Origin of the sequence: Pseudomonas sp. GGS8 (genome assembly GCF_024168645.1) — a bacterium.
In the GTDB taxonomy this organism is placed as follows: domain Bacteria; phylum Pseudomonadota; class Gammaproteobacteria; order Pseudomonadales; family Pseudomonadaceae; genus Aquipseudomonas.
Genome location: NZ_JALJWF010000001.1, coordinates 2,308,047 through 2,334,383 on the forward strand (window position 1 = coordinate 2,308,047; position 26,337 = coordinate 2,334,383).

The 26,337-nt window shown below is 61.1% G+C and carries 23 protein-coding genes; 18 read left to right on the forward strand and 5 right to left on the reverse strand.

What is annotated here, in order from left to right:
* The first annotated feature begins 55 nt into the window (after positions 1–55).
* The 5 genes from pilH (at position 56) to J3D54_RS10315 (ending at position 9,574) form a co-directional block, all read left to right on the forward strand.
* A complete protein-coding gene (gene pilH / locus J3D54_RS10295) occupies positions 56–421 on the forward strand; it encodes a twitching motility response regulator PilH (protein ID WP_008068134.1) in 366 nt (121 codons plus the stop codon).
* A gap of 10 nt (positions 422–431) precedes the next feature.
* The gene (locus J3D54_RS10300) at positions 432–986 is read left to right on the forward strand and encodes a chemotaxis protein CheW (RefSeq protein ID WP_253417837.1); all 555 of its coding nucleotides are present in this window, start codon (positions 432–434) and stop codon (positions 984–986) included.
* Positions 987–1,128: 142 nt separating this feature from the next.
* Positions 1,129–3,186 carry a methyl-accepting chemotaxis protein gene (locus tag J3D54_RS10305; protein WP_253417838.1) on the forward strand — a complete coding sequence of 686 codons (2,058 nt, stop codon included), beginning with the start codon at positions 1,129–1,131 and terminating at the stop codon, positions 3,184–3,186.
* Between the two features lie 36 nt (positions 3,187–3,222).
* Positions 3,223–9,126, forward strand: coding sequence for an Hpt domain-containing protein (locus J3D54_RS10310; RefSeq protein WP_253417839.1), 5,904 nt, complete (start codon positions 3,223–3,225; stop codon positions 9,124–9,126).
* Positions 9,119–9,574 (forward strand): chemotaxis protein CheW, encoded by a 456-nt coding sequence (locus tag J3D54_RS10315; protein WP_253417840.1) that lies wholly within the window; start codon positions 9,119–9,121, stop codon positions 9,572–9,574. Before J3D54_RS10310 ends, J3D54_RS10315 begins: the two co-directional genes overlap by 8 nt.
* Before the next feature lie 169 nt (positions 9,575–9,743).
* Here J3D54_RS10315 and J3D54_RS10320 read toward each other — a convergent pair whose 3' ends face one another.
* Positions 9,744–10,121 carry a DUF6124 family protein gene (locus J3D54_RS10320; protein WP_253417841.1) on the reverse strand — a complete coding sequence of 126 codons (378 nt, stop codon included), beginning with the start codon at positions 10,119–10,121 and terminating at the stop codon, positions 9,744–9,746.
* 447 nt (positions 10,122–10,568) lie between these two features.
* Between J3D54_RS10320 and J3D54_RS10325 the strand changes: the two genes are divergently transcribed.
* The 11 genes from J3D54_RS10325 (at position 10,569) to madM (ending at position 19,107) form a co-directional block, all read left to right on the forward strand.
* The gene (locus J3D54_RS10325; protein WP_253417842.1) at positions 10,569–11,198 is read left to right on the forward strand and encodes a nucleotidyltransferase domain-containing protein; all 630 of its coding nucleotides are present in this window, start codon (positions 10,569–10,571) and stop codon (positions 11,196–11,198) included.
* On the forward strand, positions 11,161–11,580 hold the full coding sequence (locus tag J3D54_RS10330) for a hypothetical protein (RefSeq protein WP_253417843.1): 420 nt from the start codon (positions 11,161–11,163) through the stop codon (positions 11,578–11,580). Before J3D54_RS10325 ends, J3D54_RS10330 begins: the two co-directional genes overlap by 38 nt.
* Positions 11,581–11,847: 267 nt before the next feature.
* Positions 11,848–13,518, forward strand: a complete 1,671-nt coding sequence (mdcA, locus tag J3D54_RS10335; protein ID WP_253417845.1) for a malonate decarboxylase subunit alpha — start codon at positions 11,848–11,850, stop codon at positions 13,516–13,518.
* On the forward strand, positions 13,518–14,393 hold the full coding sequence (locus tag J3D54_RS10340; RefSeq protein WP_253417847.1) for a triphosphoribosyl-dephospho-CoA synthase: 876 nt from the start codon (positions 13,518–13,520) through the stop codon (positions 14,391–14,393). Before mdcA ends, J3D54_RS10340 begins: the two co-directional genes overlap by 1 nt.
* Positions 14,393–14,692, forward strand: a complete 300-nt coding sequence (locus tag J3D54_RS10345) for a malonate decarboxylase subunit delta (RefSeq protein WP_007941972.1) — start codon at positions 14,393–14,395, stop codon at positions 14,690–14,692. Before J3D54_RS10340 ends, J3D54_RS10345 begins: the two co-directional genes overlap by 1 nt.
* Entirely contained in the window at positions 14,685–15,536 is an 852-nt protein-coding gene (locus tag J3D54_RS10350) for a biotin-independent malonate decarboxylase subunit beta (protein ID WP_253417849.1), read from the forward strand. Before J3D54_RS10345 ends, J3D54_RS10350 begins: the two co-directional genes overlap by 8 nt.
* Positions 15,533–16,336 (forward strand): biotin-independent malonate decarboxylase subunit gamma, encoded by an 804-nt coding sequence (gene mdcE / locus J3D54_RS10355; RefSeq protein ID WP_253417850.1) that lies wholly within the window; start codon positions 15,533–15,535, stop codon positions 16,334–16,336. The genes J3D54_RS10350 and mdcE overlap by 4 nt, the downstream gene beginning before the upstream one ends.
* On the forward strand, positions 16,330–16,950 hold the full coding sequence (locus J3D54_RS10360; protein WP_253417852.1) for a malonate decarboxylase holo-ACP synthase: 621 nt from the start codon (positions 16,330–16,332) through the stop codon (positions 16,948–16,950). Before mdcE ends, J3D54_RS10360 begins: the two co-directional genes overlap by 7 nt.
* Positions 16,947–17,858: a malonate decarboxylase subunit epsilon gene (gene mdcH / locus J3D54_RS10365; RefSeq protein WP_253417854.1), complete on the forward strand. Its 912-nt coding sequence runs from the start codon at positions 16,947–16,949 to the stop codon at positions 17,856–17,858. Before J3D54_RS10360 ends, mdcH begins: the two co-directional genes overlap by 4 nt.
* 66 nt (positions 17,859–17,924) lie before the next feature.
* Positions 17,925–18,341, forward strand: coding sequence for a malonate transporter subunit MadL (gene madL, locus J3D54_RS10370; protein ID WP_253417856.1), 417 nt, complete (start codon positions 17,925–17,927; stop codon positions 18,339–18,341).
* Between the two features lies 1 nt (position 18,342).
* On the forward strand, positions 18,343–19,107 hold the full coding sequence (gene madM / locus J3D54_RS10375; RefSeq protein ID WP_253417858.1) for a malonate transporter subunit MadM: 765 nt from the start codon (positions 18,343–18,345) through the stop codon (positions 19,105–19,107).
* Between the two features lie 113 nt (positions 19,108–19,220).
* Here the strand turns inward: madM and J3D54_RS10380 are convergent, their stop codons facing one another.
* Entirely contained in the window at positions 19,221–20,135 is a 915-nt protein-coding gene (locus J3D54_RS10380) for a LysR substrate-binding domain-containing protein (protein ID WP_253417860.1), read from the reverse strand.
* A gap of 157 nt (positions 20,136–20,292) precedes the next feature.
* Between J3D54_RS10380 and J3D54_RS10385 the strand changes: the two genes are divergently transcribed.
* Positions 20,293–20,910, forward strand: a complete 618-nt coding sequence (locus tag J3D54_RS10385; RefSeq protein WP_253417862.1) for a hemolysin III family protein — start codon at positions 20,293–20,295, stop codon at positions 20,908–20,910.
* Positions 20,911–20,956: 46 nt separating this feature from the next.
* Here the strand turns inward: J3D54_RS10385 and J3D54_RS10390 are convergent, their stop codons facing one another.
* Positions 20,957–21,676 (reverse strand): 16S rRNA (uracil(1498)-N(3))-methyltransferase, encoded by a 720-nt coding sequence (locus J3D54_RS10390; protein ID WP_253417864.1) that lies wholly within the window; start codon positions 21,674–21,676, stop codon positions 20,957–20,959.
* A 157-nt stretch (positions 21,677–21,833) separates the two neighbouring features.
* Positions 21,834–23,240 carry an adenosylmethionine--8-amino-7-oxononanoate transaminase gene (locus tag J3D54_RS10395; RefSeq protein WP_253417866.1) on the reverse strand — a complete coding sequence of 469 codons (1,407 nt, stop codon included), beginning with the start codon at positions 23,238–23,240 and terminating at the stop codon, positions 21,834–21,836.
* Positions 23,241–23,462: 222 nt separating this feature from the next.
* Between J3D54_RS10395 and J3D54_RS10400 the strand changes: the two genes are divergently transcribed.
* A complete protein-coding gene (locus tag J3D54_RS10400; protein ID WP_253417868.1) occupies positions 23,463–25,331 on the forward strand; it encodes a flavin monoamine oxidase family protein in 1,869 nt (622 codons plus the stop codon).
* Positions 25,332–25,393: 62 nt separating this feature from the next.
* Here the strand turns inward: J3D54_RS10400 and J3D54_RS10405 are convergent, their stop codons facing one another.
* Complete coding sequence (locus J3D54_RS10405) at positions 25,394–26,323, reverse strand: YncE family protein (RefSeq protein ID WP_253417869.1); 930 nt, start codon at positions 26,321–26,323, stop codon at positions 25,394–25,396.
* Between the last annotated feature and the right edge of the window lie 14 nt (positions 26,324–26,337).

The window sequence follows — 26,337 nt, forward strand, 5'->3', positions numbered from 1 at the left end:
CACGCACAGTGACGCTCGGCCATGGGGCCTGGCGTCGACAAGAATGGGGAAGACCATGGCACGTATTCTGATCGTCGATGATTCGCCGACTGAAATGTACAAACTGACCGGCATGCTCGAAAAACACGGGCATGAAGTGTTGAAAGCCGAAAACGGCGCCGACGGCGTGGCCCTGGCTCGCCAGGAAAAACCCGATGCAGTGCTGATGGACATCGTCATGCCCGGCCTCAATGGTTTCCAGGCAACCCGTCAGTTGACCAAAGACCCGGAAACCGGGCACATCCCGGTGATCATCATCACCACCAAGGATCAGGAAACCGACAAAGTCTGGGGTACGCGCCAGGGCGCCAAGGACTACCTGACCAAACCGGTCGATGAAGAGACCCTGATCAAGACGCTGAACAACGTGCTGGCCGGTTGATCGCCCAGCCATGACCGAGTCGCTGACGGCCTTCGAACTGCTGCTGCAGATTGACCAGCGCTGTCGCCTGCTGGCGGCGGATCTGCCGTCCCAGCCGACTCGTCAGGACAGTTGGAGTGGCATCGGTTTTCGCCTCGGCGAGCACGGGTACGTCGCGCCCATGGGTGAAGTCAGCGAAGTCCTGCACGAGCCGCGTGTGACCCAATTGCCGGGAGTCAAACCCTGGGTCAAGGGCGTGGCGAACCTGCGGGGGCGACTGCTGCCGATCATGGACGTGTGTGGCTTTTTTTACGGTTATGAGGCCGGCCATGAACTGTCGGCCCTGCGCAAGCAGCGGCGGATATTGGTGGTGGAGCACAACGACGTGTTCGCCGGGTTGCTGGTCGATGAGGTCTTCGGCTTACAGCACTTTGCCCAGGACAGCCTGGAACCGGTGCCCATGGACGAGCTGCAGGGGCCGATCGCACCGTTCGTCAAAGGCCGGTTTCAGCGTGAGCAGAATTGGCAGGTGTTCAGCCCGTTTGCGTTGGCGCAGTCGCAAGGTTTCATGAACGTAGCACTGTAAACGCGGACCTTGTGGGAGCCGGGCTCGCCCGCGATGCAGACGACTCGGTCTAACTTCGAACCGCGTTGATGCAATCGCAGGCAAGCCAGCTCCCACAGGGACCTCGGCAAGCAAAAGGGTGTTGATTAACAGGCGAGGACCGATGATTAAAGCAAAAGCAGGTACGCCGGAAGGGTCGCGCAGCCGGTCGCAGATCATCGTGCTGTTTATCGCGCTGATCGTCTTCATCATGCTGCTGTTCGCCAACTTTGCGTACCTCAACACCCAGGCGAATTACGACAAACAGTACATCGGCCACGCCGGTGAGCTGCGCGTGCTGTCGCAACGCATCGCCAAGAACGCCACCGAAGCTGCCGCCGGCAAGGCCGCGGCATTCAAGTTGCTCAGCGATGCGCGCAACGACTTCGCCCTGCGTTGGGGCTATCTGAAGAAAGGCGATCCTTCCACCGGCCTGCCGCCGGCACCGTCCACCGTGCGCGCGGAAATGCGCGCGGTGCAGCTGGATTGGGAGCGGCTGCTGAAAAACACCGACGCCATTCTCACCAGCGAGCAGACCGTATTGTCCTTGCATCAAGTCGCCGCGACGCTGGCCGAAACCGTGCCGCAGTTGCAGGTCGAGTATGAAAAGGTCGTCGAAACCCTCCTGCAACGTGGCGCCCCGGCCGCTCAGGTGGCAATGGCCCAGCGTCAGTCGCTGCTGGCCGAGCGGATTCTCGGTGCAGTGAACACCGTGCTGTCGGGCGATGAAAACTCGCAGCAGGCCGCCGACGCCTTTGGTCGTGATGCAGCGCGTTTCGGTCAGGTGCTCAACGGCATGCTTCAAGGCAATGCGGCGCTGAAAATCAGCCAGGTCGAAGACCACGATGCGCGTGCCCGGTTGACCGACATTTCCGAACTGTTCGAATTCGTCTCGGGTTCGGTGGACGAAATCCTCGAAACCTCGCCCGAGCTGTTCAAGGTCCGGGAGTCGGCCAGCAACATTTTTACCCTGTCGCAAACCCTGCTCGATGAAGCCTCGCACTTGGCCAGCCGTTTCGAAAACCTCGCCGGCGGGCGCAATACCGACACCATCGGTGGCTATGTACTGGGCTTGCTGGCGCTAATGTCGATCATCCTCATTGGCCTGGTGATGGTGCGCGAAACCAACCGTCAGCTGCGCGAAACCGCCGAAAAGAACGAGCGCAACCAGAACGCGATCATGCGCCTGCTGGACGAAATCGAAGACCTGGCCGACGGCGACTTGACCGTGACCGCCTCGGTGACCGAAGACTTCACCGGGACCATCGCCGACTCGATCAACTATTCCGTCGACCAACTGCGCGATCTGGTAGCGACCATCAACCTCACCGCCGGCCAGGTCGCCGCCGCCGTGCAGGAAACCCAGGCCACCGCGATGCACTTGGCCCAGGCCTCGGAGCATCAGGCGCAGCAGATTTCCGAAGCCTCCATGGCGATCAACGACATGGCCGAGTCCATTGATCAGGTCTCGGCCAATGCCGCCGAATCCTCGGCGGTGGCCGAACGCTCGGTGGAAATTGCCAACAAGGGCAACGAAGTGGTGCACAACACCATCCACGGCATGGACAACATTCGCGAACAAATCCAGGACACCGCCAAACGCATCAAGCGCCTCGGCGAGTCTTCACAGGAAATCGGCGACATTGTGAGCCTGATCGATGACATTGCCGATCAGACCAACATCCTCGCCCTCAACGCGGCCATTCAGGCGTCCATGGCCGGTGACGCCGGGCGCGGTTTTGCGGTGGTGGCCGACGAAGTACAACGGCTGGCCGAGCGCTCGTCCGCGGCGACCCGGCAGATCGAAACACTGGTGCGGGCAATTCAGACCGACACCAACGAAGCGGTGATTTCCATGGAACAGACCACCACCGAAGTGGTGCGCGGCGCGCGCCTGGCGCAGGATGCCGGAGTGGCCCTGGAAGAAATCGAAGGCGTATCGAAGACCCTCGCGGCATTGATCCAGAGCATTTCCAACGCCGCGCAGCAACAGACGTCTTCGGCCGGCCAGATTTCCCTGACGATGAACGTGATCCAGCAGATCACCACGCAAACTTCGTCCGGCTCCACCGCCACCGCCGAGAGCATTGGCAACTTGGCGAAAATGGCCAGCCAGCTGCGGCGTTCGGTGTCCGGTTTCACCTTGCCGGCCAAGCCTGCGCAGGCTGCGGACAACGCTTGAACCGCCTCAGGGCGTATGCATTTGATTGGAGTAGTTATGGGTGATCGGCACGACTATGTGGCCCTCGAATGGGTCAAAGGCGAGATTGCCGAAACGCTGAAGCAGGCTCATCAGGCGATCGAAACCCTGATCGACGACCCGCAGGCGACGCAGGCGCTGAGTGACTGCCTGGCCTGTGTCCATCAGGTGCACGGCAGTTTGCAGATGGTCGAGTTCTACGGCGCGGCGCTGCTCGCCGAAGAGATCGAGCAACTGACCAGCGCCTTGCAGCAGAACCGCGTCAGCCATCGCGATGAGGCCATCCGTCTGCTGCTGCATGCCTTGGGGCAACTGCCAACTTACCTCGACCGGGTGCAAGGCGCACGGCGTGACTTGCCGCTGGTGGTGTTGCCGCTGATCAACGACCTGCGCAGTGCCCGTGGTGAAAGCCTGTTGTCGGAAACCAGCCTGTTCAGCCCGCAACTTCCTGAACTGCCGCCTCTGAGCGAAGAAGCCCTGGCGCTGCTGGAGCCGTCCGATTTGCCGAATGTGCTGCGCAAGTTGCGGCAAATGCTGCAGATGGCGCTGGTCGGCTTGCTGCGCGAGCAGGATGACGAAACCCACTTGGCTTATCTGGCCAGGGTTTTTACACGCCTTGAAGGGCTGTGCGGCAATGCGCCCCTTAGCCCGTTATGGCACGTCGCTTCGGCGCTGGTCGAAGGCATGCGCAATGGTTCGATCGCCAACAGCCCCGCGTTGCGCAGCCTGTTCAAGGACGCCGACAAAGAACTCAAGCGTCTGCTCGAACAAGGCATGCCCGCGATCAATCAACCGGCACCGCCAGAGCTGCTCAAGAGTTTATTGTTCTATATTGCCAAGGCCGAACACCCCACCGGGCAGATGCTGACCATGAAAGATCGCTACTCACTGGACGACGCGCTACCCGACAGTGCGATGGTCGATGAAGAACGGGCAAGGCTGGCCGGCCCTGATCGCGATGCCATGCGTTCGGTATTGGCGGCGTTGTGCGAAGAGCTGGTGCGGGTCAAGGAGCGCCTGGACCTGTTCGTGCGCAGCGACCGCCAACACACCTCGGACCTCGAAAGCCTGCTGGCGCCCCTGCGGCAAATCGCCGACACCCTGGCGGTGCTCGGTTTCGGTCAGCCGCGCAAGGTCATCATCGATCAACTGGCGGTGGTGCTGAGCCTCGTCCAGGGCCATCGCGAACCCAACGACGCGACCCTCATGGACGTCGCCGGGGCCTTGCTCTATGTCGAAGCGACCCTGGCCGGCATGGTCGGCACCGTGGAGCCGGAAAGCCAGGAAGACAGCCGTCTGCCGACCACCGACCTGACGCAGATCCACCAGATCGTGATCAAGGAAGCGCGCATCTGCCTGCAACAGGCCAAGGACATGATCGTCGACTACATCGAAGCCGACTGGGACCGTCAGTATCTGCAACCGTTGCCGGCGTTGCTAACGCAAGTGCGCGGGGCGCTGGCGATGATTCCGTTGGCCCGCGCAGCGAGCCTGGTCGAGGCCTGTAACGGTTTCATCCGCGAGCATCTATTGGTGGACCCGGGCCAGCCCGGCTGGCAGCAACTGGACAGCCTGGCCGACGTCATCACCAGCATCGAGTATTACCTGGAGCGCCTCAGCGACGACCCCGAAGCGCCCGGTGAGCAACTGCTCGACGTCGCGGAAAAAGGTCTGGCCGCACTCGGTTTCTTCCCCAGCGAACAGCATGTGCCGATGCTTGAGGATGTGCTCAGTCCCAGTGAAGCCCTGGTCATGCAAGACATGCAGGAGCTGGATGACCCTGAGATCGTTCAGTCTCTGGCCGATGTGTTGGCCAGCCCAGTGTCGTCGGTCAATCCACCCGCACTGACCACACCAGGCAGTCTATTGCCGCCGCCCGCCGATGAAGAACCGGTGGACGATGAGCTGCGGGAAGTCTTCCTCGAAGAAACCGACGAGGTTCTGGAAATCCTCCAGGAGTATCTGCCGCGCTGGTCGGCCAATCCCGCCAGCACATCGGCTTTGAGTGAGTTACGTCGCGCCTTCCACACGCTCAAAGGCAGTGGCCGAATGGTCCGTGCGCTGGTGCTGGGCGAGCTGGCCTGGGCGGTGGAAAACCTGCTCAACCGCGTGCTTGAACACAGCGTTGCACCTGGGCCTGCAGTGCAGCAACTGGTGGGCGAAGCGCTGACATTGCTACCGGAACTGGTGGCCGAGTTCGCCGCCCATGCCCAGCGCCAGCGCAACGATGTCGACCAATTGGCTGCCCGCGCCCATGCCCTTGCCAAAGGCGATAAGCCGCTGTCCGATGAGGACGCGCAGGATGTCGCGGCGCTCGATCCACTGTTGCTGGAGATCTTCCGCAACGAAGCTGAAACCCACTTGAACAGCCTCAATCGCTTCCTCGATCAAGCCGCCGAGCACGTACCGCTTCAGGCCAGTGACGAGTTGCAGCGGGCCTTGCACACCCTCAAAGGCAGTGCCTCGATGGCCGGCGTGCTGCCGATTGCTGAGCTGGCGGCGTCGCTGGATCAATTGGCCCGGGAGTACAAGGCGCACCGGATTGCCCTCGACCTGGACGAAGTTGAATTGCTGCTGGAGGCCGAAGGTTTGTTCCGCCTGGGGCTGCGACAGCTCAAGAGCGACCCGCTGGCCGACATTCCCGGCGCCCGTTCGTTGAGCGAGCGCACCCAGGCATTGCTGGCCGAGCGTCTGCAAAGCCTGTCGAGCGCGCCCAATACGGGGCTGCGGATCAAGCGCGATCCGCAACTGATCAACAACTTCCTTGCCCAGGGCATGGACATCCTGCTGGACGCCGAAAGCCTGTTGCAGCGCTGGCAGCAGCATCCCGGCGAACGTCAGGAGCTCAGCGCGCTGCTGGACGAATTGACCACCCTGGGCGAAGGCGCGCACCTGGCCGATCTGCACCCGGTGGACGAGCTCTGTGAAGCCTTGCTCGATCTCTACGGCGCTGTGGAAGAAAGCAGCCTGGCGGTCAGCGACAGGTTTTTCCATGAGGCGCAAAGTGCCCACGAAGCGCTGATCAACATGCTCGACGAACTGGCCGCCGGCCAGGAAGTCACCGCGCAACCGCAGCGGGTGCGGGCCTTGCGCGGCTTGCTCGATGAGAGTCTCGACCCATCCTCCATGGGCCTGATTCGCAGTGATGGCAGCCGCACCCTGAGCATTCGGGAGCTGGGCAGCGCCACGGCCGAGCTGGAGCAGGCCGCGACTGAGGTGGAGCTGGACGACGAAATCGTTTCGATCTTTCTTGAGGAAGCGGTGGATATCCTCGAAAGCGCCGGCCAGGCCTTGCAACGCTGGTTGAACGATCCGGATAACGCCGCACCGCTATTGTCCTTGCAGCGCGACTTGCACACCCTCAAGGGCGGTGCGCGGATGGCCGAGGTCGAGCCGGTCGGTGATCTGGCCCATGAGCTGGAAAGCCTTTACGAAGGCCTGGTGGACCGCCGTTACAGCTACAGCGAAGCGCTGGCGCAGTTGCTGCAACAGAGCCATGACCGACTGGCCGAGTTCCTCGAACAGTTGCAGCACAACCGTCCGTTGGGCGACCCGGGCGAATTGATCGAGGCCATTCGTGAGTTTCGTCTGGGCAATGCCGGCAGCGCCGAGGTGATCGAGCCGGCGGCCAGCAACGATTCGGCGGGGCATGATCCCGAGCTTCTGGAAATCTTCCTGGAAGAAGGTTTCGACATCATCGAAAACTCCGGTGCGGCGCTGCTGCGCTGGCAGGCCGAGCCTTCGAATCGCCAGGAAGTGGAAACCCTGTTGCGCGACCTGCACACCCTCAAGGGTGGCGCGCGAATGGTGGAAATCGCGCCGATTGGCGACCTGGCCCATGAGCTGGAATTCCTCTATGAAGGCTTGTCCGCTGGCGTGCTGCAACCGACTGCGGCGCTGTTCACCTTGTTGCAGAGCAGCCATGACCGACTGGCGCAGATGCTCGACGCCACTCGCGCCGGTCAGCCACTGCCACCGGCCGATCGGCTGATCGAGGCGATCAAGAATTTCAGCCATCCGGCGCTGCCCGAAACACTGGCACCGGTGGCGATGCCGGCCGCGCCCAAAGCCGAGTCAGCCACGCTGCAACCCGAAGGCGCCGACACGGTCAAGGTCTCGGCGGAGTTGCTCGACGACCTGGTGAACCTGGCCGGGGAGACTTCGATCTTCCGCGGCCGTATCGAACAACAGGTCAACGATGCACGTGTAGCCCTGAGTGAGATGGAAACCACCATCGAGCGTATGCGCGACCAGTTGCGCCGCCTCGATACTGAAACCCAGGGGCGGATTCTCAGCCGTCAGCAAGTCGAGGCCGAGCGCCTGGGTTATGAAGAGTTCGACCCGCTGGAGATGGACCGTCACTCGCAGTTGCAACAGCTGTCGCGGGCATTGTTCGAGTCTGCCTCCGACCTGCTCGACCTCAAGGAAACCCTCGATCGGCGTAATCAGGATGCGGAAAACCTGCTGCAACAGCAGGGCCGCATCAACACCGAATTACAGGAAGGCCTGATGCGCACGCGCATGGTGCCGTTCGAGCGAATGCTGCCGCGTTTGAAGCGCATCGTCCGTCAGGTTTCCAGCGAGCTGGGCAAGGATGTGGACTTCGTCGTTGGCAACGCCGAAGGCGAGATGGACCGCAACGTCCTTGAACGCATGGCCGCGCCGCTGGAACACATGCTGCGCAACGCCGTCGACCATGGGCTGGAATCGACCGAGGTGCGGATCGCGGCCGGTAAACCGGCTCAAGGCAAGATCACCCTCGACTTGTCCCGAGAGGGCGGCGACATCATTTTCGACATCCGCGACGACGGTGCCGGCGTGCCGCTGGACGCCGTGCGGCGCAAGGCGATCAAACGCGGGCTGCTCGCCCCGGACAGCGACGTCAGCGATCACGACGTGCTGCAATTCATCCTGCAACCGGGGTTCTCCACCGCCGAGAAAATCACCCAGATCTCCGGGCGTGGCGTCGGCATGGACGTGGTTCACGAAGAAGTCCGGCAGCTCGGCGGCACCATGAGCATCGACTCGACTTCGGGGCAGGGCGTGCATTTCCGGATTCGCCTGCCGTTCACCGTGTCGGTCAACCGCGCGCTGATGGTGCAGTGCGGGGAGGATCAATATGCGATCCCGCTGAACACCATCGACGGCATCGTTCGGGTGTTGCCCAACGAACTCGAAGGGCATTACCGGCTCGATCCACCGACCTACGAATACGCTGGGCAATGCTATGAGTTGTGCTACCTCGGCGAACTGCTGAAAACCAGTGCCCGCCCGAAACTGCTGGGTCAGAGCCTGCCGTTGCCGGTGTTGCTGGTGCAGTGCAACGAACGGCACGTCGCGGTGCAGGTGGACGCCATGGCCGGCACCCGGGAAATCGTGGTCAAAAGCCTCGGCCCGCAGTTCGCCGCAGTGCAGGGGTTGTCCGGCGCGACGATTCTGGGCGATGGTCGGGTGGTGCTGATTCTCGACTTGCTGGCGCCGATCCGCGGGATGCAAACGCGGGTGCCGCAACGGCCGGTGACACAAGACGTTGAGCCCGAGGCGCAACGACCGTTGTTGGTGCTGGTAGTCGACGATTCGGTCACCGTGCGCAAGGTCACCAGCCGTCTGCTGGAGCGTCACGGCATGAACGTGCTGACCGCCAAGGACGGTGTCGACGCCATGCTGCTGCTGGAAGAACACAGGCCCGACCTGATGCTGCTGGACATCGAGATGCCACGCATGGACGGCTTCGAAGTGGCGACCCGGGTGCGCGCCGACGAACGCTTGCAGCATCTGCCGATCATCATGATCACCTCCCGCACCGGTCAAAAACACCGCGACCGCGCTATGGCCATCGGCGTCAACGACTACCTCGGCAAGCCGTACCAGGAATCGGTGCTGCTCGACAGCATCGCCCGGTGGAGCAAAACCCATGCATGAACACCGCTCCAGCAATCTCACGGGGTTGCTGCTGCCTTTGGCCGACCGCAACCTGATCCTGCCCAACGTCGCTGTCGCCGAACTCATCGATTACCAACCCGGCACCTTCGACCTCGACACCCCACCGTGGTACCTGGGGCGGGTGACGTGGCGGGAACGGCAGATTCCGTTACTCAGTTTTGAGTCGGCATGTGGCAGCAAAGTGGTGATCGGGGAACGGGCACGGATCGTCATCCTCAACGCCCTTGGCGGGCGGCCTGAGCTGAAGTTCATAGCGCTGCTGGTGCAGGGGATTCCGCGCTCTTACAAACTCGACAGCCAGTTGAGCTATGTGGATGTGCCGTTGTGTTCGCTGGAGAAGGCGGCGGTGCAGGTGGGGGAGCAAGTGGCCAAGGTGCCTGACTTGCTCGCGCTGGAGGAACTGCTTGTAAGTGCGGGTCTGGTCTGACCGGACCCTGTGGCGAGGGGGCTTGTCGGAACGCCGCATCGCCCCGTTCGGCTGCGCAGCAGTCGTAAAACCATTGTTCTCGGTTTACCTGATACAGCTCGGTTGCAGGTTTTGGGGCTGCTTCGCAACCCAACGGGGGCAAGCCCCCTCGCCACAGGGGGGTTGTGCGCTAAACCCCGGCCCGAGCCTTCATCTGCAACGACTCATGATGATCCAGCACCCGCTCCACCAACAACTGCACGCCATCCGCCAAACGGCTGAGCGCCAAGGCTACAGAGCGGCGTGAGCCTTCCACATCGTCCGCGAGGTCAGCAGCAATGGCGCTGATGGACAGCAGGTCTTCGGAGGCATTGGCCAGAAGGGCTTCGGTGTCGATGTCGGGGGCGACGGTGAAAAGCTGGGATTTACGGCGTTTGGCCGGTTTTTCGTGAGGTGACGGGAAGTAATGGGGGAAGGCGCGGTCGGCGGCTTCCTTCATTTTTTGTGTTTCGAGGGAGGCTTGGGAATCGGTCCCGGATTCTGGCGGGTTGGGAGTAGCTTTGAACATTGTGCATCTCCAGTAATGAGTTTCAGCTGCTCCATCGGTTCCAAGCGAAGGGGTGGCAGCTGTACGCAGGTTGGAACCCGAGGTGGAGAAAACCCGGCAGACCCGAAGGTCTCCCGCGTACAGCCGCCATAACGGAATACACACATTAAAGGTGCGCAAGCATACGTCATGAGGGGCGCTTTTGCGCCTTCTACACCTCGGGGTTCCAAACCCGGTCGCTGAGGTTGGCAGCGACACACAAACGATAAAGATCAACGCAAAACCGCACCAGTCAGCGGGTTCCGGCGTTGCTGTAGGCAGCGACGCAAGGTTGTGTAGCCTCTCACCGTTCCTGCGGACAAACTTTTAAACACAAAACCCCAGGCTATCGGACCTCGCCACAAGGGTGGTTGAAGATTCCCAAAAAGGGACCTATCGTTCCTTTTTTGGGACTTATCGGTCGTTGCCGTGAAAAACCTGTCATTGAGCGAAGCTTTGTTCACCACCACCCAGCAAAAAGTGCTGGGCCTGCTGTTCGGTAAACCCGACCGAAGTTTTTACGCCAACGAGATCGCCCGCTGGGCTCAAGTGGGTAAAGGCAGCCTCATGCGCGAGCTGGATCGGTTGCAGCGGGCAGGCGTGCTGACCATGACCCGTCAGGGCAACCAGACCCACTATCAAGCCAATCCCGACTGCCCGATCTATGCCGAACTGCTGGGCATCGCCCGCAAAACCTTTGGCATTGCCGAACCTTTGCGTCAGGCGCTCCACCCCTTTGCCGAACAGATCATTTGGGCATTTGTGTACGGCTCTATCGCCAAGGATCAGGCAAACGCATCCAGTGACATTGATCTCATGCTGATCGGTGAAGGCCTGCACTACAGTGAAGTGATGGAGCGGCTCATGCCTATGGAAGAACAACTGGGCCGCACTCTCAACCCGACGCTCTACACCCCTGAAGACTGGGCCGCAAAACTGGCGGCTGAAAACAGCTTTGTCGTGCGGGTAGTGCAACAGGACAAGATCAACCTGTTGGGTGAAAACCCTTTGGAGTCCAAGGATGGGCAGCAACGAGAATCTGGAAAACCTGTTACGTAGCGGTGGACTGAAAGCTGAGCCACCGGATCGCAAGGAGTGCGAAGGGCTGATGCGTTCGGCTGTGGATCGATTGAAAGACGCGCAAACGTCTTCGCTTTCCTTCGCGAGTCGTTTCGACCTGGCGTACAACGCTGCCCATGCCCTTGCACTGACGGCTCTTCGCTTGTGCGGCTACCGTTCAGACAAACGCTATCTGGTGTTTCAGTGCCTGGTTCATACCGCTGATATTGGCAAAGTACAGGTTCGGCTATTCGCCCTGTGTCATGAGCGACGAAACCTGGCGGAGTACGAAGGCTATATGGATGAAGATCCGGCGTTGTTGGCGCAGCTATTGGAAAGCACCGAGCAGCTGCAGATGCGCGTGCAGCAGCAGATGACCTGACTGTAATGCACCGTCATTGGAAACTGCGGGGATTGTTCTGGCCCCTTCGCGGGCAAGCCCGCTCCCACAGGTATTGTGGGTGACTCAGGATTTGAGCACGACACGAACACTGTGGGAGCGGGCTTACCCGCGATGAGGCCGGTACTGGCAACAGGGATCCTCTGTCGATTATTACCCTGACCGTAACGATCCAACACGCTGCTTGATTGATGCTCCGCCCCCAACCCTCCTAAGGTGACCCCACGACAGCGAACCCGTGGAGTGGTCATGACAACAACAATATCCCCCGACTCGCGATGGACGCGGCGGCGCAGCGAAAAGCGGCGGCGTCTCGAATTGGTGAAGGGGCTTGCCGACGGTGTGGTGCTGCCCACCGACAAAATAGTCGCCGCGCTGGAGGCGTTGATTCTGCCTGGCGACCGTGTGGTGCTGGAGGGCAATAACCAGAAGCAGGCGGACTTCCTGTCCCGCTCCCTGGCCAAGGCCGATCCGGGCAAGCTGCATGACCTGCACATGATCATGCCCAGCGTCGGGCGCTCCGAGCACCTGGATCTGTTTGAACGCGGCATTGCCCGCAAGCTCGAATTCTCGTTCGCCGGCACCCAAAGCCTGCGCATCAGCCAATTGCTCGAAGACGGTTTGCTGGAAATCGGCGCGATCCACACCTACATCGAGCTCTATGCGCGGCTGGTGGTGGACCTGATTCCCAACGTCGTGCTTTCGGCCGGTTTCATGGCCGACCGCGCCGGCAACATCTACACCGGCCCGAGCACCGAAGACACGCCCGCGTTGATCGAACCGGCGGCCTTCAGTGACGGCATCGTCATCGTTCAGGTCAACCAATTGGTGGATGACGTCAGCGAACTACCCCGCGTGGATATCCCCGCGTCCTGGGTCGATTTCGTGGTGGTGGCCGACAAGCCGTTCTACATCGAGCCGTTGTTCACCCGCGACCCACGCCACATCAAGCCTGTGCACGTGTTGATGGCGATGATGGCGATCCGCGGGATCTACGAAAAACACAACGTCCAGTCGCTGAACCACGGCATCGGCTTCAACACCGCCGCCATCGAACTGATCCTGCCGACCTACGGCGAATCCCTCGGTTTGAAAGGCAAGATCTGCCGCAACTGGACGCTCAATCCTCACCCAACCCTGATCCCGGCCATCGAAAGCGGCTGGGTCGAAAGCGTGCATTGTTTCGGCACCGAACTGGGCATGGAAAACTACATCGCCGCCCGGCCTGATGTGTTCTTCACCGGCCGCGACGGCTCCCTGCGCTCCAACCGGATGTTCAGTCAGCTCGCCGGGCAATACGCGGTGGACCTGTTCATCGGCGCGACCCTGCAAGTCGATGGCGACGGTCATTCCTCCACCGTGACTCGCGGTCGCCTGGCCGGTTTCGGTGGCGCGCCGAACATGGGGCACGACCCGCGCGGTCGTCGTCACGGCACGCCGGCCTGGCTCGACATGCGTCACACCGACGTCGCCGAGCCGATGCTCGAACGCGGCAAGAAACTCGTGGTGCAGATGGTCGAGACCTTTCAGGAGGGCGGCAAACCGACCTTCGTCGAAACCCTCGACGCGGTGGAGGTGGCGAAGAAAAGCGGCATGCCGCTGGCGCCGATCATGATCTATGGCGACGACGTCACCCACCTGCTCACCGAAGAAGGCATCGCCTACTTGTACAAGGCCCGTTCCCTCGAAGAGCGTCAGGCGATGATCGCCGCCGTGGCCGGCGTAACCGCCATCGGCCTGCGCCACAACCCGAAAGACACCGCCCGCATGCGCCGCGAAGGCCTGATCGCCTTGCCCGAAGACCTCGGCATCCGCCGTACCGACGCCACTCGCGAACTGCTCGCAGCGAAAAGCGTGGCCGATCTGGTGGAGTGGTCCGGTGGCCTCTACAACCCGCCCGCCAAGTTCAGGAGCTGGTAATGCACGCATTCAACCTGCAACCGAAAACGTTAACCCTGGCTGAACGGTTGGCGGACCTGGCAGTGGACGCGCTGATCGACGAAGCAGACCTGTCGCCGAAGCCGGCACTGGTGGACCGTCGCGGCAATGGCGCGCACACCGATTTGCACCTCGGGCTGATGCATGCTTCGGCGTTGTCCCTGTGGCCGGCGTTCAAGGCAATGGCGGGCGCGGCCATCGAGTTCGGCGAAGTCGGTTTACTGCTGCGCGAAACCGTTGGGCGGATTGGGCGTGAAGGCGAGCAAGCGATGCTCGCCACCACCAACGGTGTGAACACCCATCGTGGGGCGATCTGGGCGTTGGGGCTTTTGGTCACTGCCGCCGCGCTGGAACCTGAATCCTGTACCGCAAGCTCAATCGCTTTGCGCGCTGCACGCCTGGCCTTGCTCGACGACCGTTACTCACCGCGTCCCTTAAGCCACGGTGCCCAGGTTGCCCAGCGTTACGGCGCACGCGGGGCCCGTGAAGAGGCGCAGCTTGGTTTCCCGGCGGTGCTGCAACGTGGTTTGCCGCAGCTCAAACGCAGCCGCGCTGCCGGCCATGGCGAACAGAACGCCCGGCTCGATGCTCTGCTGGCGATCATGACGACACTGGCCGACACCTGCGTCCTTTACCGTGCAGGCGAACAAGGCCTGCACACCATGCAACTCGGTGCTCAGGCCGTACTCGACGCCGGCGGCAGCGCGAGCCTCGCCGGTCGCCGCCGTTTACATGAGCTGGACCAACAATTAATCGCGTTGAATGCCTCGCCCGGCGGCGCTGCGGACTTGCTCGCAGCCTGCCTGTTTATCGACCGTATCGAGTCGCACGATGGCATCTTCCAGGGAGCGTTTTGATGGAAACCTTATCCTTTGAATTTCCCGCCGGGCAGCCGCCTCGGGGCAGGGCGCTGGTGGGTTGTGTGGGCTCGGGCGATCTGGAAGTGCTGATCGAGCCGGGGCTGGCGGGCAAGTTGACGATCCAGGTGCAGACCTCGGTCAATGGCAGTGAACAACGCTGGCAGCATCTGTTCGCGCGGATGTTCGATGGCCAGACACCGCCCGCGATGGCGATCGATATCCACGATTTCGGCGCCACCCCCGGCGTGGTGCGCTTGCGTCTGGAACAGGGCTTTGAGGAGATCGGCCATGACTGATAGCGCAGCCTTGTTGAATAAACACAGCTTCGTCGAACTCGGTGCGCGGCAACGCGCCAAGGCCTTGCTCGACGCGGGCACCTTCCGCGAACTGCTCGACCCGTTTCAGCGCGTCATGTCGCCCTGGCTGTCGCGCCAGGGCGTGGTGCCGCAAGCCGATGACGGCGTGGTGATCGCCAAGGGCAGCCTCGGCGGTTTACCGGTGGTGATCGCGGCCATCGAAGGCGCGTTTCAGGGCGGTAGCCTGGGTGAAGTCGGCGGGGCGAAGATTGCCGGTGCGCTGGAGCTGGCCGCCGAGGACAACCGCAAAGGCATTGCCACTCGCGCCGTGTTGCTGCTGGAAACCGGCGGCGTGCGTTTGCAGGAAGCCAATCTCGGGCTGGCGGCGATTGCCGATATTCATGCGGCGATCGTCGATCTGCGCCAGTACCAACCGGTAATCAGCGTGGTCGCCGGCAGCGTCGGCTGTTTTGGTGGGATGTCGATTGCCGCCGGGTTGTGCAGTTATTTGCTGGTGACTCAGGAAGCGCGCCTTGGCCTCAACGGCCCGCAGGTGATCGAGCAGGAAGCCGGGCTTGAGGAATACGACTCCCGTGATCGCCCGTTTATCTGGAGCCTGACGGGCGGCGAGCAACGGTTCGCCAGTGGCCTGGTGGACCGCTATGTCGAGGACGATGTGGCGCAGATTCAGCAACTGGTCGGCGAATTGCTCAAGCAAGGTTTGCCGGACCAACAACGTAGCTGTCAGGCCGAATGGTTCTTGCAACGACTGGCCCGTCTGGACGCCGAACCGCAAATCGAGCCGGCGACGGTTCGCGATCTGTATCAAGGAGAGCGCTCATGAGTTCGTATTCCCTGAGGGGCCTGAACTGGTTCAACGCTTTGAGTGCTGGCGCGAAATCGGTCGAGGGTTTGCCGGCTTCGCTGAAAGTCGCCGATGGTTTATTGGGTGATCAACCTGTGCGTTTTATCGCGGTGGTGGCCGACCCCGACAACCGCTTCGTCCGTGCCCGCAATGGCGAGGTTGGTCTGCTGGAAGGTTGGGGCCTGGCCAAAGCGGTGGATGAGGTGATCGAAGCCGATCGGGATAAGTCGCACAAACGGGCGTTGATCGCCATCGTCGATGTGCCGAGCCAGGCTTACGGTCGGCGCGAAGAAGCCCTCGGCATTCATCAGGCTCTGGCCGGTGCCGCAGACAGTTATGCCCGCGCCCGACTGGCCGGCCATGCGGTGATCGGTTTGCTGGTGGGCAAGGCGATGTCCGGGGCGTTTCTGGCTCACGGGTATCAGGCCAATCGACTGATCGCGTTGCGCGACCCGGGGGTGATGGTGCATGCGATGGGCAAGGCTTCGGCGGCGCGGGTCACATTGCGCAGCGTCGAAGAACTTGAAGCCCTGGCCGCCAGCGTGCCGCCGATGGCCTATGACATCGACAGCTATGCCAGCCTGGGCTTGCTCTGGGAAACCTTGTCGGTGGAGCAGATCGAGCAGCCGACGACGGCGGATCTGGCTCGCGTGACGGAGTGCCTGAGCCAGGCGGTTGGCGATGTCGCCGCCAACGGTCGCGATCTGAGCAGCCGCCTGGGGGCGAGTAACCGCGCCGCGTCGAGCAAGGTTCGCCAACTGCTGAGAGCGCAGTGGTGAACACGTTTCTGGCCCACGACCTGCTGTGGGGGATGACCCCGGAGCAGTTGCCGGCGGATGCGCCTGGGTGGGTGGTCGAGTCGATCAGCGCGGGTCAGCCGGTGGTGGTTCGGCGCGCGATCACCGTGCCGGGTCAAATCGCGGTCGGGGTGCGTGGGCGCTTGCGCGAACAGCGTTATGCAACGTCGATGGCGATCGCTGCGATCTCGCATCGAGTACGTCCGGAAGACCTCTGTCATGTCGAGACAACTCGCGACCTGCCGACCCTGCGAGCGCTGGCGCAACTGCGGCCGATGCTCGACGCCTGTGGTTGGGTGTGGGGTGTCAGCGGCAGCGCCGGGTTTGAATTGGCCAGTGGTTTTGCGGCGCTCCATGAGCGCAGCGATCTCGACTTGATCCTGCGTACCCCACAGCCGCTGAGCCGATCTCAAGCGCAGGCGTTGGTGATGCTGATGGGCACCGCTGAGTGTTTGGTGGACATGCAATTGCAGACACCGAATGGCGCTGTCGCCTTGCGCGAATGGGCGGGTCCGTCGCAACGGGTTCTACTCAAGAACGCCCATGAAGCGTGTCTGGTTTCCGATCCCTGGAACTCGCAGGAGCAAGCAGCGTGAGCAGTTTGCTGGTGTTCCCCGGCCAGGGCGCGCAGCAACCGGGCATGCTCCATCGTTTGCCTCGGGAAACGCTGATCGAGGCGAGCGAGGTGCTGGGTGAGGATGTTTTGTTGCTTGATACTGCCGAGGCGTTGCAGTCGACGAGGGCGGTTCAGCTGTGCCTGCTGATTGCCGGTGTTGCCGCTTCGCGTCAGTTATTAATGGCGCCGGATTATGTGGCCGGATTGTCCATCGGTGCCTACCCGGCAGCGGTGGTCGCGGGTGCCTTGAGCCTCAGTGATGCGCTGCATCTGGTCAGCCTGCGCGGTGAGCTGATGCAACAGGCTTATCCTCAGGGCTATGGCATGACCGCGATCATCGGTCTGGAGTTGGCCACGGTGGAAGGGTTGCTGGCGCAGGTTCACAGTGTTGATACACCGGTTTACCTGGCCAATATCAACGCCGATAACCAGGTGGTGATTGCTGGCAGTGATTCAGCGATGAAAGCAGTTGCCGATCTGGCGCGCAGTCGTGGCGCCGGTCTGGCCAAGCGTCTGGCGGTCAGCGTGCCGTCCCATTGCCCGCTGCTGGAAACACCGGCGAAAACTCTGGCAGCAGCCTTCGCCAAGGTGCAATTGAACACGCCGGCCCTGGGTTACCTGAGTGGCAGTCGCGCCCGGCCTGTTATCAATCCCGAGGCGTTACGCGACGACCTGGCGTTCAACATGTGCCGTGTCGTCGATTGGCGTGGCACGGTGCAAAGCGCTTACGAGCGCGGCGTGCGTTTACAGATCGAACTGCCACCCGGCGCGGTGTTGACCGGGCTGGCGCGCCGGGTGTTTGAGCAGGGCACCGTGATTGCCTACGACGGTGCACGGCTCGATACCTTGCAGGCGCTGTTACGTGAGGAGGGAGGCCGCCAACCCTAGACCACCGACTCAGGTTGCGAATGACAAAAACAACAATTCAGACGATGCACTTTGAGGACTACAACAATGATTATTTACGGTGTGGCGCTGTTGGCGATCTGTACGTTGGCAGGGGTGATCATGGGTGACATGCTCGGCGTGTTGCTGGGTGTGAAGTCCAACGTCGGTGGGGTCGGGATCGCGATGATCCTGCTGATTTGCGCGCGGTTGTGGATGCAAAAGCGCGGCGGCATGACCAAGGATTGCGAGATGGGCGTCGGCTTCTGGGGCGCCATGTACATTCCGGTGGTGGTGGCGATGGCAGCACAGCAGAACGTCGTGACTGCGCTGCACGGCGGCCCGGTGGCGGTGCTGGCGGCAATCGGTTCAGTGGTGATCTGCGGTTGCACCATTGCCCTGATCAGCCGGAGCCACAAAGGCGAACCCTTGCCCGATGAGCCGGCGGAAGTCACCCCGGTCGGCACGCCAGTAGGAGGTCGCTGATATGTGGGAACTCATTGAGAAAGGCCTGGTAAATAACAGTCTGGTCACGGCGTTCGCGTTCGTTGGCGTCATCATGTGGGTGTCGGTGATTCTGTCCAAACGCCTGACGTTCGGCCGGATTCACGGCTCGGCGATAGCCATCGTCATCGGCCTGGTGCTGGCCTGGGTCGGCGGCACCCTGACCGGCGGGCAAAAAGGCCTGGCGGATTTGTCACTGTTTTCCGGCATCGGTTTGATGGGCGGCGCCATGCTGCGTGACTTCGCCATCGTCGCCACGGCGTTCGAGGTGCAGGCCACCGAAGCGAAAAAGGCCGGGATGATTGGCGTTATCGCGTTGCTGCTGGGCACGATTCTGCCGTTCATTGTCGGGGCAAGCATTGCCTGGGTGTTCGGTTATCGCGATGCGATCAGCATGACCACCATTGGCGCGGGTGCGGTGACGTACATCGTCGGGCCGGTGACGGGGGCTGCGATTGGAGCCTCATCCGATGTAATGGCGCTGTCGATTGCCACCGGGTTGATCAAGGCGATTCTGGTGATGGTCGGCACGCCGGTGGCGGCGCGCTGGATGGGCCTGGATAACCCGCGCTCGGCGATGGTATTTGGCGGCTTGGCCGGGACTGTCAGCGGTGTGACTGCCGGGTTGGCGGCGACGGATCGGCGACTGGTGCCCTATGGTGCGCTGACCGCGACGTTCCACACCGGGCTTGGATGCTTGCTTGGGCCATCGTTGCTGTACTTCATTGTTCGCGGGATTGTGGGTTAGGTTCAGAGCTTGAGTCGTCTGACCTGACGTCATCGCGGGCAAGCCCGCTCCCACAAGGACAGCGCATTTCCTGTGGGAGCGTGGCTTGCCCGCGATGCAGGCGCCGCGGTCTGTCAGGCCTGCCGATTGGCATACATCCGACACTCCGCCAACAGCGCCAGCAGATTCGGGTCGCGCTCCTTGGCCTTGAGAAACACCACGCCAATGTGCTGTTGCAACCGGTACTTTTCCTGCAATGGAATCAGCTTCACCCGGTTCTCATACACCGCTGCAATCCGCCCCGGCAGCAACGCATAACCCACCCCCGAGCTGACCATGCTCAGCAGGGTGAAGATGTCGTTGACCTGCATCGCCACTTTCGGTTCAAACCCCGCCTGCTTGAACACCCGAATACCGTCCTGGTGCGTGGCGAAGCCTTGGGTCAAGGTGATGAACGTTTCGTCACGGACCTCGGCCAGATCGACTTCGGCCCTTTGGGCAAAGGGCGAGTCCGCCGGGGTGGCGAGGAAGATGTCATCGGAAAACAGCGGGATCTGCTCGCAGTCCGGGTCGTTGACGCTGTCGTCCAGCGACACCAGGATCGCGTCGACTTCCATGTTCTTGAGCTTGTACAACAGGTCGATGTTCGAGCCCAGGATCAGGTCGATATTGAGTTCGCTGCGGCGGATTTTCAGGCCCATGATCAGCTGCGGCACGGTTTTCACGGTCAGCGAATACAGCGAGCCGAGTTTGAAACGTTCGGCGGAGAATCCGGCGGCTTCACGGGTCAGGCGCACGGTTTCGAGCACGTCCTGAATCAGCTTCTGTGCCCGCTCTTCCAGCACATAAGCGCTTTCCAACGGGGTCAGGTTGCGCCCTTCGTGCTTGAATAGCGGGCAACGCAAGGCGCTTTCCAGTGAGTGGATGGCGCGATGGACGCTGACGTTGCTGGTCTGCAACTCGACCGCAGCGCGGGCCAGGTTGCCGGTGCGCATGAAGGCCAGGAACACCTCGAGTTTTTTCAGGGTCAACTCTTCATCGATCAACATGGGCCAAACTCTTTTTGGAATGACCTGATTGTGCCCAATTGGCTAACGTTTGGCTTGATGGTTTTCGTAGGGGGCATTGTGTTCTGAAACATTGCGCTTTTAACCTTGAGGCCTGAGCCTTGCGCGCGGCGTTAATGAACGTAGAGGTGAGCAACACATGTATCACGGGGAAAGATTGAACGCCTGGACGCATTTGGTCGGGGCTGTCGCAGCATTTGTCGGGGGCGTGTGGCTGCTGGTGATCGCCAGTATGGACGGCAGCCCGTGGAAGATCGTCAGCGTGGCGATTTACGCGTTTACCCTGTTGGTGCTCTACAGCGCTTCGACCGTTTACCACAGCGTGCGTGGGCGCAAGAAAGCGATCATGCAGAAGGTCGATCACTTTTCGATCTACCTGCTGATCGCCGGCAGTTACACGCCGTTCTGCCTGGTGACCCTGCGCGGGCCATGGGGCTGGACACTGTTCGGGATTGTCTGGGGGCTGGCGCTGATCGGCATCCTGCAAGAAATCAAACCACGCTCGGAGGCGCGGATTCTGTCGATCGTGATTTATGCGGTGATGGGCTGGATCGTATTGGTGGCGGTCAAGCCGTTGCTGGCGGCACTGGGCCCTGTCGGCTTTACCTTGCTGGCGTCGGGCGGGGTGCTCTACACCGTAGGAATTATCTTTTTCGCCCTCGACCATCGTCTGCGCCATGCCCATGGGATCTGGCATCTGTTCGTGATCGCCGGGAGTTTGCTGCACTTTGTGGCGATTTGGTTTTACGTTCTGTAGGAGCGAGGCTGTCCGCGAAAGCTTCGCTCCTACGGGCGAAGGTGGCCTAGAAGTCACCCCACAACTGTTGCGCCACCGCCAATGCCACCACCGGCGCGGTTTCGGTGCGCAGCACGCGCGGGCCGAGGCGGGCGGCGTGGAAACCACCCGCCTTGGCTTGCTCGACTTCAACGTCGGACAAGCCGCCTTCCGGGCCGATCAGGAACGCCAGGCTTGAAGGTTTGGCGTGACTCACCAACGGCTCGGCCACCGGGTGCAGCACCAGTTTCAATTCGGCCGCCGTCTGCTTCAACCAGTCGGCCAACAGTAAAGGCGGATGAATCACCGGCACCCGTGAGCGCCCGCACTGCTCGCAAGCGCTGATCGCCACCTGACGCCAGTGCATCAGGCGTTTGTCGGCGCGTTCGTCCTTAAGGCGGACTTCGCAGCGGTCGGTGAAAATCGGCGTGATTTCGGTGACGCCCAGTTCGGTGGCTTTCTGAATCGCCCAGTCCATCCGTTCGCCACGGGACAAACCCTGGCCGAGATGGACCGCCAGCGACGAGTCGATCTGCCCAGTGAAACTTTCATCGATTTGCACCACCACGCGCTTCTTGCCGACTTCCACCAGCGTGCCGCGAAACTCATGGCCCGAGCCGTCGAACAATTGCACCGCATCACCCTCGGCCATGCGCAGCACACGGCTGATGTAATGCGCCTGGGCTTCGGGCAACTCGTGTTCGCCGGTGCTCAAAGGGGCGTCGATAAAGAAGCGGGACAGTCTCATCAATGGTCTCTGTAAAAGTGTGGAAGTCTGGCGGCCCCATCGCGGGCAAGTCGGGTCGCCGCATCGCCGCTCCCACAGGGTTTTCGCCGATCCTGTGGGAGCGGGCTTGCCCGCGATGAGGGTAGTCCGGTCACCGCTGAAGCTTAGGTGAAATCAATCAGCCCGGATCACGATAGCCCGGATGAAAGTCCTTCGGCACCGCCACGCTGATGGTGTCACGGGTGGCGATGTCGATGCCTTCGCTGGCCACTTCGGCCAGAAAATCGATCTGCTCCGGGGTAATCACGTAAGGCGGCAGGAAATACACCACGCTGCCCAACGGCCTCAGTAAAGCACCTCGTTGCAGCGCATGCTGGAAAACGGTCAAACCACGACGTTCCTGCCACGGGTAAGCAGTCTTGCTGGCCTTGTCCTTGACCATCTCGATCGCCAGGACCATGCCGGTCTGGCGCACTTCGGCAACGTTCGGATGATCGGCCAGGTGCGCGGTGGAGGAGGCCATGCGCTGGGCCAGGGCCTTGTTGTTCTCGATGACGTTGTCTTCTTCGAAGATATCCAGCGTCGCCAATGCCGCCGCGCAGGCCAGCGGATTGCCGGTGTAGCTGTGGGAATGCAGGAAGGCGCGCAGGGTTGGGTAGTCGTCGTAGAACGCGCTGTAGACCTCATCGGTGGTCAGGCAGGCCGCCAACGGCAGGTAACCGCCGGTCAGGGCCTTGGACAGGCAGAGGAAGTCCGGGCGGATGCCGGCCTGTTCGCAGGCGAACATCGTGCCGGTGCGGCCGAAGCCGACGGCGATTTCATCGTGGATCAGGTGCACGCCGTAACGGTCGCAGGCGTCGCGCAGCAGCTTGAGGTACACCGGGTGATACATGCGCATGCCGCCGGCGCCCTGAATCAGCGGCTCCAGAATCACGGCGGCCACGGTATCGTGGTGGTCGGCCAGCGTTTGCTCCATGGCGGCGAACATAGTGCGCGAGTGTTCTTCCCAGCTCATGCCCTCGGGTCGCAGGTAGCAATCGGGGCTGGGCACCTTGATGGTGTCCATCAGCAGGGCTTTGTAGGTTTCGGTAAACAGCGGCACGTCGCCCACCGCCATCGCCGCCATAGTCTCGCCGTGGTAACCGTTGGTGAGGGTAACGAAGCGCTTCTTGTTCGGCTGGCCGCGGTTGAGCCAGTAGTGAAAGCTCATTTTCAGCGCGATTTCGATACACGACGAACCGTTATCGCCATAGAAGCACCGGGTCAGGCCGTCGGGTGTCATGTTCACCAGACGTTCCGACAATTCGATCACCGGCTGATGGCTGAAACCGGCGAGGATCACGTGTTCCAGCTGATCGACCTGATCCTTGATGCGCTGGTTGATCCGCGGGTTAGCGTGGCCGAATACGTTGACCCACCAGGAGCTGACGGCGTCGAGGTAGCGTTTGCCTTCGAAGTCCTCAAGCCACACGCCTTCACCGCGCTTGATCGGGATCAGCGGCAGCTGTTCGTGGTCTTTCATCTGGGTGCAGGGATGCCACAACACGGCGAGATCGCGTTCCATCCACTGTTTATTCAGGCCCATTTTCTGTCTCCTCGAGGCTACCCGTGACGTAGGCGGGTAAACAATCGCGCAAGCCTATGCAATGCGCGTCACCGGGACAACCCATTGTGTCGATTGAGCTACTTTGTATTGGACGATAGACGTTGCTGGCGGCGTTTTGATGGCTGACGTATTCTTCGCGGCTCTTTGAGTCGTCTGACTCGTAAAACCGCTATTTCCTCGTGTATTTCCGGAGTTCGCTGAATGTCTGCTGGTTGGCTGCGCGCCTGTGCGCTGGTGATGTTGGGGCTGTTCAGCGTTTCGGCGCTGGCCAAGGATAAAACGGCGATCGTGGTCGGCGGCGGGCTTTCGGGCCTCACCGCGGCGTACGAACTGCAGAGCAAAGGCTGGCAGGTGACTCTGCTGGAAGCCAAACCGACCCTGGGCGGTCGTTCCGGCATGGCCACCAGTGAGTGGATCGGCAACGACAAGACCCAACCGGTTTTGAACAAGTACATCTCGACGTTCAAGCTGAGCACCACGCCAGCCCCTGAGTTCGTGCGGACCCCGGGTTACCTGATCGACGGTGAATACTTCAGCGCCGCCGATCTGGCGACTAAACAGCCGGCCACCAGCGACGCGCTGAAACGCTACGAAAAGACTCTGGATGACCTGGCGCGCTCGATCGAAGACCCGCAAAACCCGGCCGCCAACAGCACGCTGTTCGCCCTGGACCAGATCAACGTGGCCAACTGGCTCGATCGCCTGAATCTGCCAGCCACTGCGCGTCAGTTGGTGAATCAGGAAATTCGTACCCGTTACGACGAACCTTCGCGCCTGTCGCTGCTGTATTTCGCTCAACAGAGCCGCGTCTACCGTGGCGTTGCCGACCGTGACCTGCGTGCCTCGCGCCTGCCCGGCGGCAGCCCGGTGCTGGCCCAGGCCTTCGTCAAACAACTGAAAACCATCAAGACTGCTTCCCCGGTTTCGTCCATTACCCAGGACAAGGACGGCGTGACCGTCAAGGTCGGCAGTGTCGGCTATCAGGCGGACTACGTCGTGCTGGCCGTGCCGTTGCGCGCACTGAGCAAGATCCAGATGACTCCGGCGCTGGACGCCCAGCACATGGGCGCCATCAAGGGCACCAACTACGGCTGGCGTGACCAGATCATGCTGAAGTTCAAGACGCCAGTGTGGGAAAGCAAGGCGCGCATGTCTGGCGAGATCTACAGCAACGCCGGTCTGGGCATGTTGTGGATCGAGCCGGCCTTGAAAGGCGGCGCCAACGTGGTGATCAACATTTCCGGCGACAACGCACGGGTGATGCAAGCTTTCGGCGACAAGCAGATGGCCGATCAGGTACTGATTCGTCTGCACACCTTTTATCCACAGGCTCGCGGTTCGTTCACCGGTTATGAAATCCGCCGCTACAGCACCGACCCATCGATGGGCGGCGCTTACCTGGCCTTCGGTCCGGGGCAGATCAGCAAATACTGGCGCCTGTGGGAGCGTCCGCTGCAGCGTGTAGCCTTTGCCGGTGAACACACTGACACCTTGTACCCAGGCACCCTGGAAGGCGCCTTGCGCACCGGTCAGCGTGCAGCCAGTCAGGTTGAAGACCTGGCAGCGGGCAAGTCGTTTGAACCGGCGAAGGTTGTTCCAGCGGCGACCGCTGCGGCGGCAGGCGCGGTGGTGGCGAAGAAAGGCAACTTCTTCAGCAACCTGTTCGGTGGTTCGTCCGATAAAGCGGTCGACAAAGCAGAACCGGCCAAGGTTGAAGCGAAAGCTGAAGAGACCAAGCCTGGCTTCTTCTCGCGGATGTTCGGTGGCGGTTCCGACAAAGCTCCGGCCAAGGCGCCAGAACCCGTGACACCTGTTGCTCCGGCACCCGCTCCAGTCGCTGCGCCGGCCCCGGCACCCGCACCGGTTGAGGCACCGAAGCCTGTGGTGCCGGTGAAGGCCGAGCCTGCCAGGAAAGCACCGGTCAAAGCACCTGTGAAAAAGCCTGCTGCCAAAACCGAGGCCAAAAAGGCTCCGGCCAAGGCGACGGCGAAAAAGGCTGCGCCGGTGAAGAAACCAGCGACCAGCCCCGCTGCGACTACTACTGCAGCGACTGAAACCAAGACGCAGTAAGTCTTGGGGTCAAAGAAAAGCGCGGCAGAGATGCCGCGCTTTTTTTATATGTTTTTTTGGCACTAAGTTAGATCGACAATATGGACTTCGTCGCCTTGGTAGTCGCTGATATAGGCTCGGTTGTGCTGATCAAGAACCATGTCATACGGTTCGACAGCGCGAGGGATGGGAACTCTGCCAACTATCTCATAGGTGTTGGTATTAATTTCCACGACCTCTTTACTGGTTTGATCAACGGCATAAGCGTTCTTTTCGCCGAAGACTATTTTTCCTTCGCAAGTCACAAAGTCGAAATGTCGGGTGCTCGATGACTCCGTGTCCAGTACCGTCAGTTTTCGAGCGTCCAGACACACGATATATACCTTTCTACCGTCGGGACTGACGGTAACCGTCGACGGATATTGTTCGGTTTTGATGATGTTGACGATTTCGAAAGTCTTGCTGCTGATGACCGTGAGCGCGTCCTCATAAGCGCCGGCAGGGGGGTTGGTACTGGAAATGTAAAGGCGCGAATCGTCCGGGCTGATATCCACACTTATGGACGGAGAGGGTAAGCCTTGTACTCTGCTCACCGCATACAGGCGGGTATCAATAATTGCCAACCACTCTTTATTCTGTCGAACGGTGACGTAAACATGTTTCCCGTCTCGACTCACGACGACTCCGCTAGGGTGTCTACCCACCATGATGTTACCCACCGCATATGTGTCGGTATCAATAACCGAAACCGAACTTGAACCGTAGTTGGTCACGTAGGCTCTTTTTCCCTCATGGCCAAGGGCGATGTTTCGGGGATACTGCTCTACGGCGATGGTGCGGATGACCTTTTTGTTCCGGGTGTCGATGACGGACACAGTGCCCGAGATGTAATTGCAAACAAAAACCCGTGATCCGTCGGCGCTGATGGCTATCCCTCGTGGCCCTTCCCCTACGGCTATCGAATTGGATTGATTGGGCGTTATCACGGGGGATGAACCCGAATTGTGACTCATGGTAGAACTCCTGT

Excerpts from the sequence above, each read along its gene's own strand:
- pilH (WP_008068134.1), top strand. The coding sequence starts at position 56 with ATGGCACGTATTCTGATCGTCGATGATTCGCCGACTGAAATGTACAAA.
- J3D54_RS10300 (WP_253417837.1), top strand. The coding sequence starts at position 432 with ATGACCGAGTCGCTGACGGCCTTCGAACTGCTGCTGCAGATTGACCAG.
- J3D54_RS10305 (WP_253417838.1), top strand. The coding sequence starts at position 1,129 with ATGATTAAAGCAAAAGCAGGTACGCCGGAAGGGTCGCGCAGCCGGTCG.
- J3D54_RS10310 (WP_253417839.1), top strand. The coding sequence starts at position 3,223 with ATGGGTGATCGGCACGACTATGTGGCCCTCGAATGGGTCAAAGGCGAG.
- J3D54_RS10315 (WP_253417840.1), top strand. The coding sequence starts at position 9,119 with ATGCATGAACACCGCTCCAGCAATCTCACGGGGTTGCTGCTGCCTTTG.
- J3D54_RS10320 (WP_253417841.1), bottom strand. The coding sequence starts at position 10,121 with ATGTTCAAAGCTACTCCCAACCCGCCAGAATCCGGGACCGATTCCCAA.
- J3D54_RS10330 (WP_253417843.1), top strand. The coding sequence starts at position 11,161 with ATGGGCAGCAACGAGAATCTGGAAAACCTGTTACGTAGCGGTGGACTG.
- mdcA (WP_253417845.1), top strand. The coding sequence starts at position 11,848 with ATGACAACAACAATATCCCCCGACTCGCGATGGACGCGGCGGCGCAGC.
- J3D54_RS10340 (WP_253417847.1), top strand. The coding sequence starts at position 13,518 with ATGCACGCATTCAACCTGCAACCGAAAACGTTAACCCTGGCTGAACGG.
- J3D54_RS10345 (WP_007941972.1), top strand. The coding sequence starts at position 14,393 with ATGGAAACCTTATCCTTTGAATTTCCCGCCGGGCAGCCGCCTCGGGGC.
- J3D54_RS10350 (WP_253417849.1), top strand. The coding sequence starts at position 14,685 with ATGACTGATAGCGCAGCCTTGTTGAATAAACACAGCTTCGTCGAACTC.
- mdcE (WP_253417850.1), top strand. The coding sequence starts at position 15,533 with ATGAGTTCGTATTCCCTGAGGGGCCTGAACTGGTTCAACGCTTTGAGT.
- madL (WP_253417856.1), top strand. The coding sequence starts at position 17,925 with ATGATTATTTACGGTGTGGCGCTGTTGGCGATCTGTACGTTGGCAGGG.
- madM (WP_253417858.1), top strand. The coding sequence starts at position 18,343 with ATGTGGGAACTCATTGAGAAAGGCCTGGTAAATAACAGTCTGGTCACG.
- J3D54_RS10380 (WP_253417860.1), bottom strand. The coding sequence starts at position 20,135 with ATGTTGATCGATGAAGAGTTGACCCTGAAAAAACTCGAGGTGTTCCTG.
- J3D54_RS10385 (WP_253417862.1), top strand. The coding sequence starts at position 20,293 with ATGTATCACGGGGAAAGATTGAACGCCTGGACGCATTTGGTCGGGGCT.
- J3D54_RS10390 (WP_253417864.1), bottom strand. The coding sequence starts at position 21,676 with ATGAGACTGTCCCGCTTCTTTATCGACGCCCCTTTGAGCACCGGCGAA.
- J3D54_RS10395 (WP_253417866.1), bottom strand. The coding sequence starts at position 23,240 with ATGGGCCTGAATAAACAGTGGATGGAACGCGATCTCGCCGTGTTGTGG.
- J3D54_RS10400 (WP_253417868.1), top strand. The coding sequence starts at position 23,463 with ATGTCTGCTGGTTGGCTGCGCGCCTGTGCGCTGGTGATGTTGGGGCTG.
- J3D54_RS10405 (WP_253417869.1), bottom strand. The coding sequence starts at position 26,323 with ATGAGTCACAATTCGGGTTCATCCCCCGTGATAACGCCCAATCAATCC.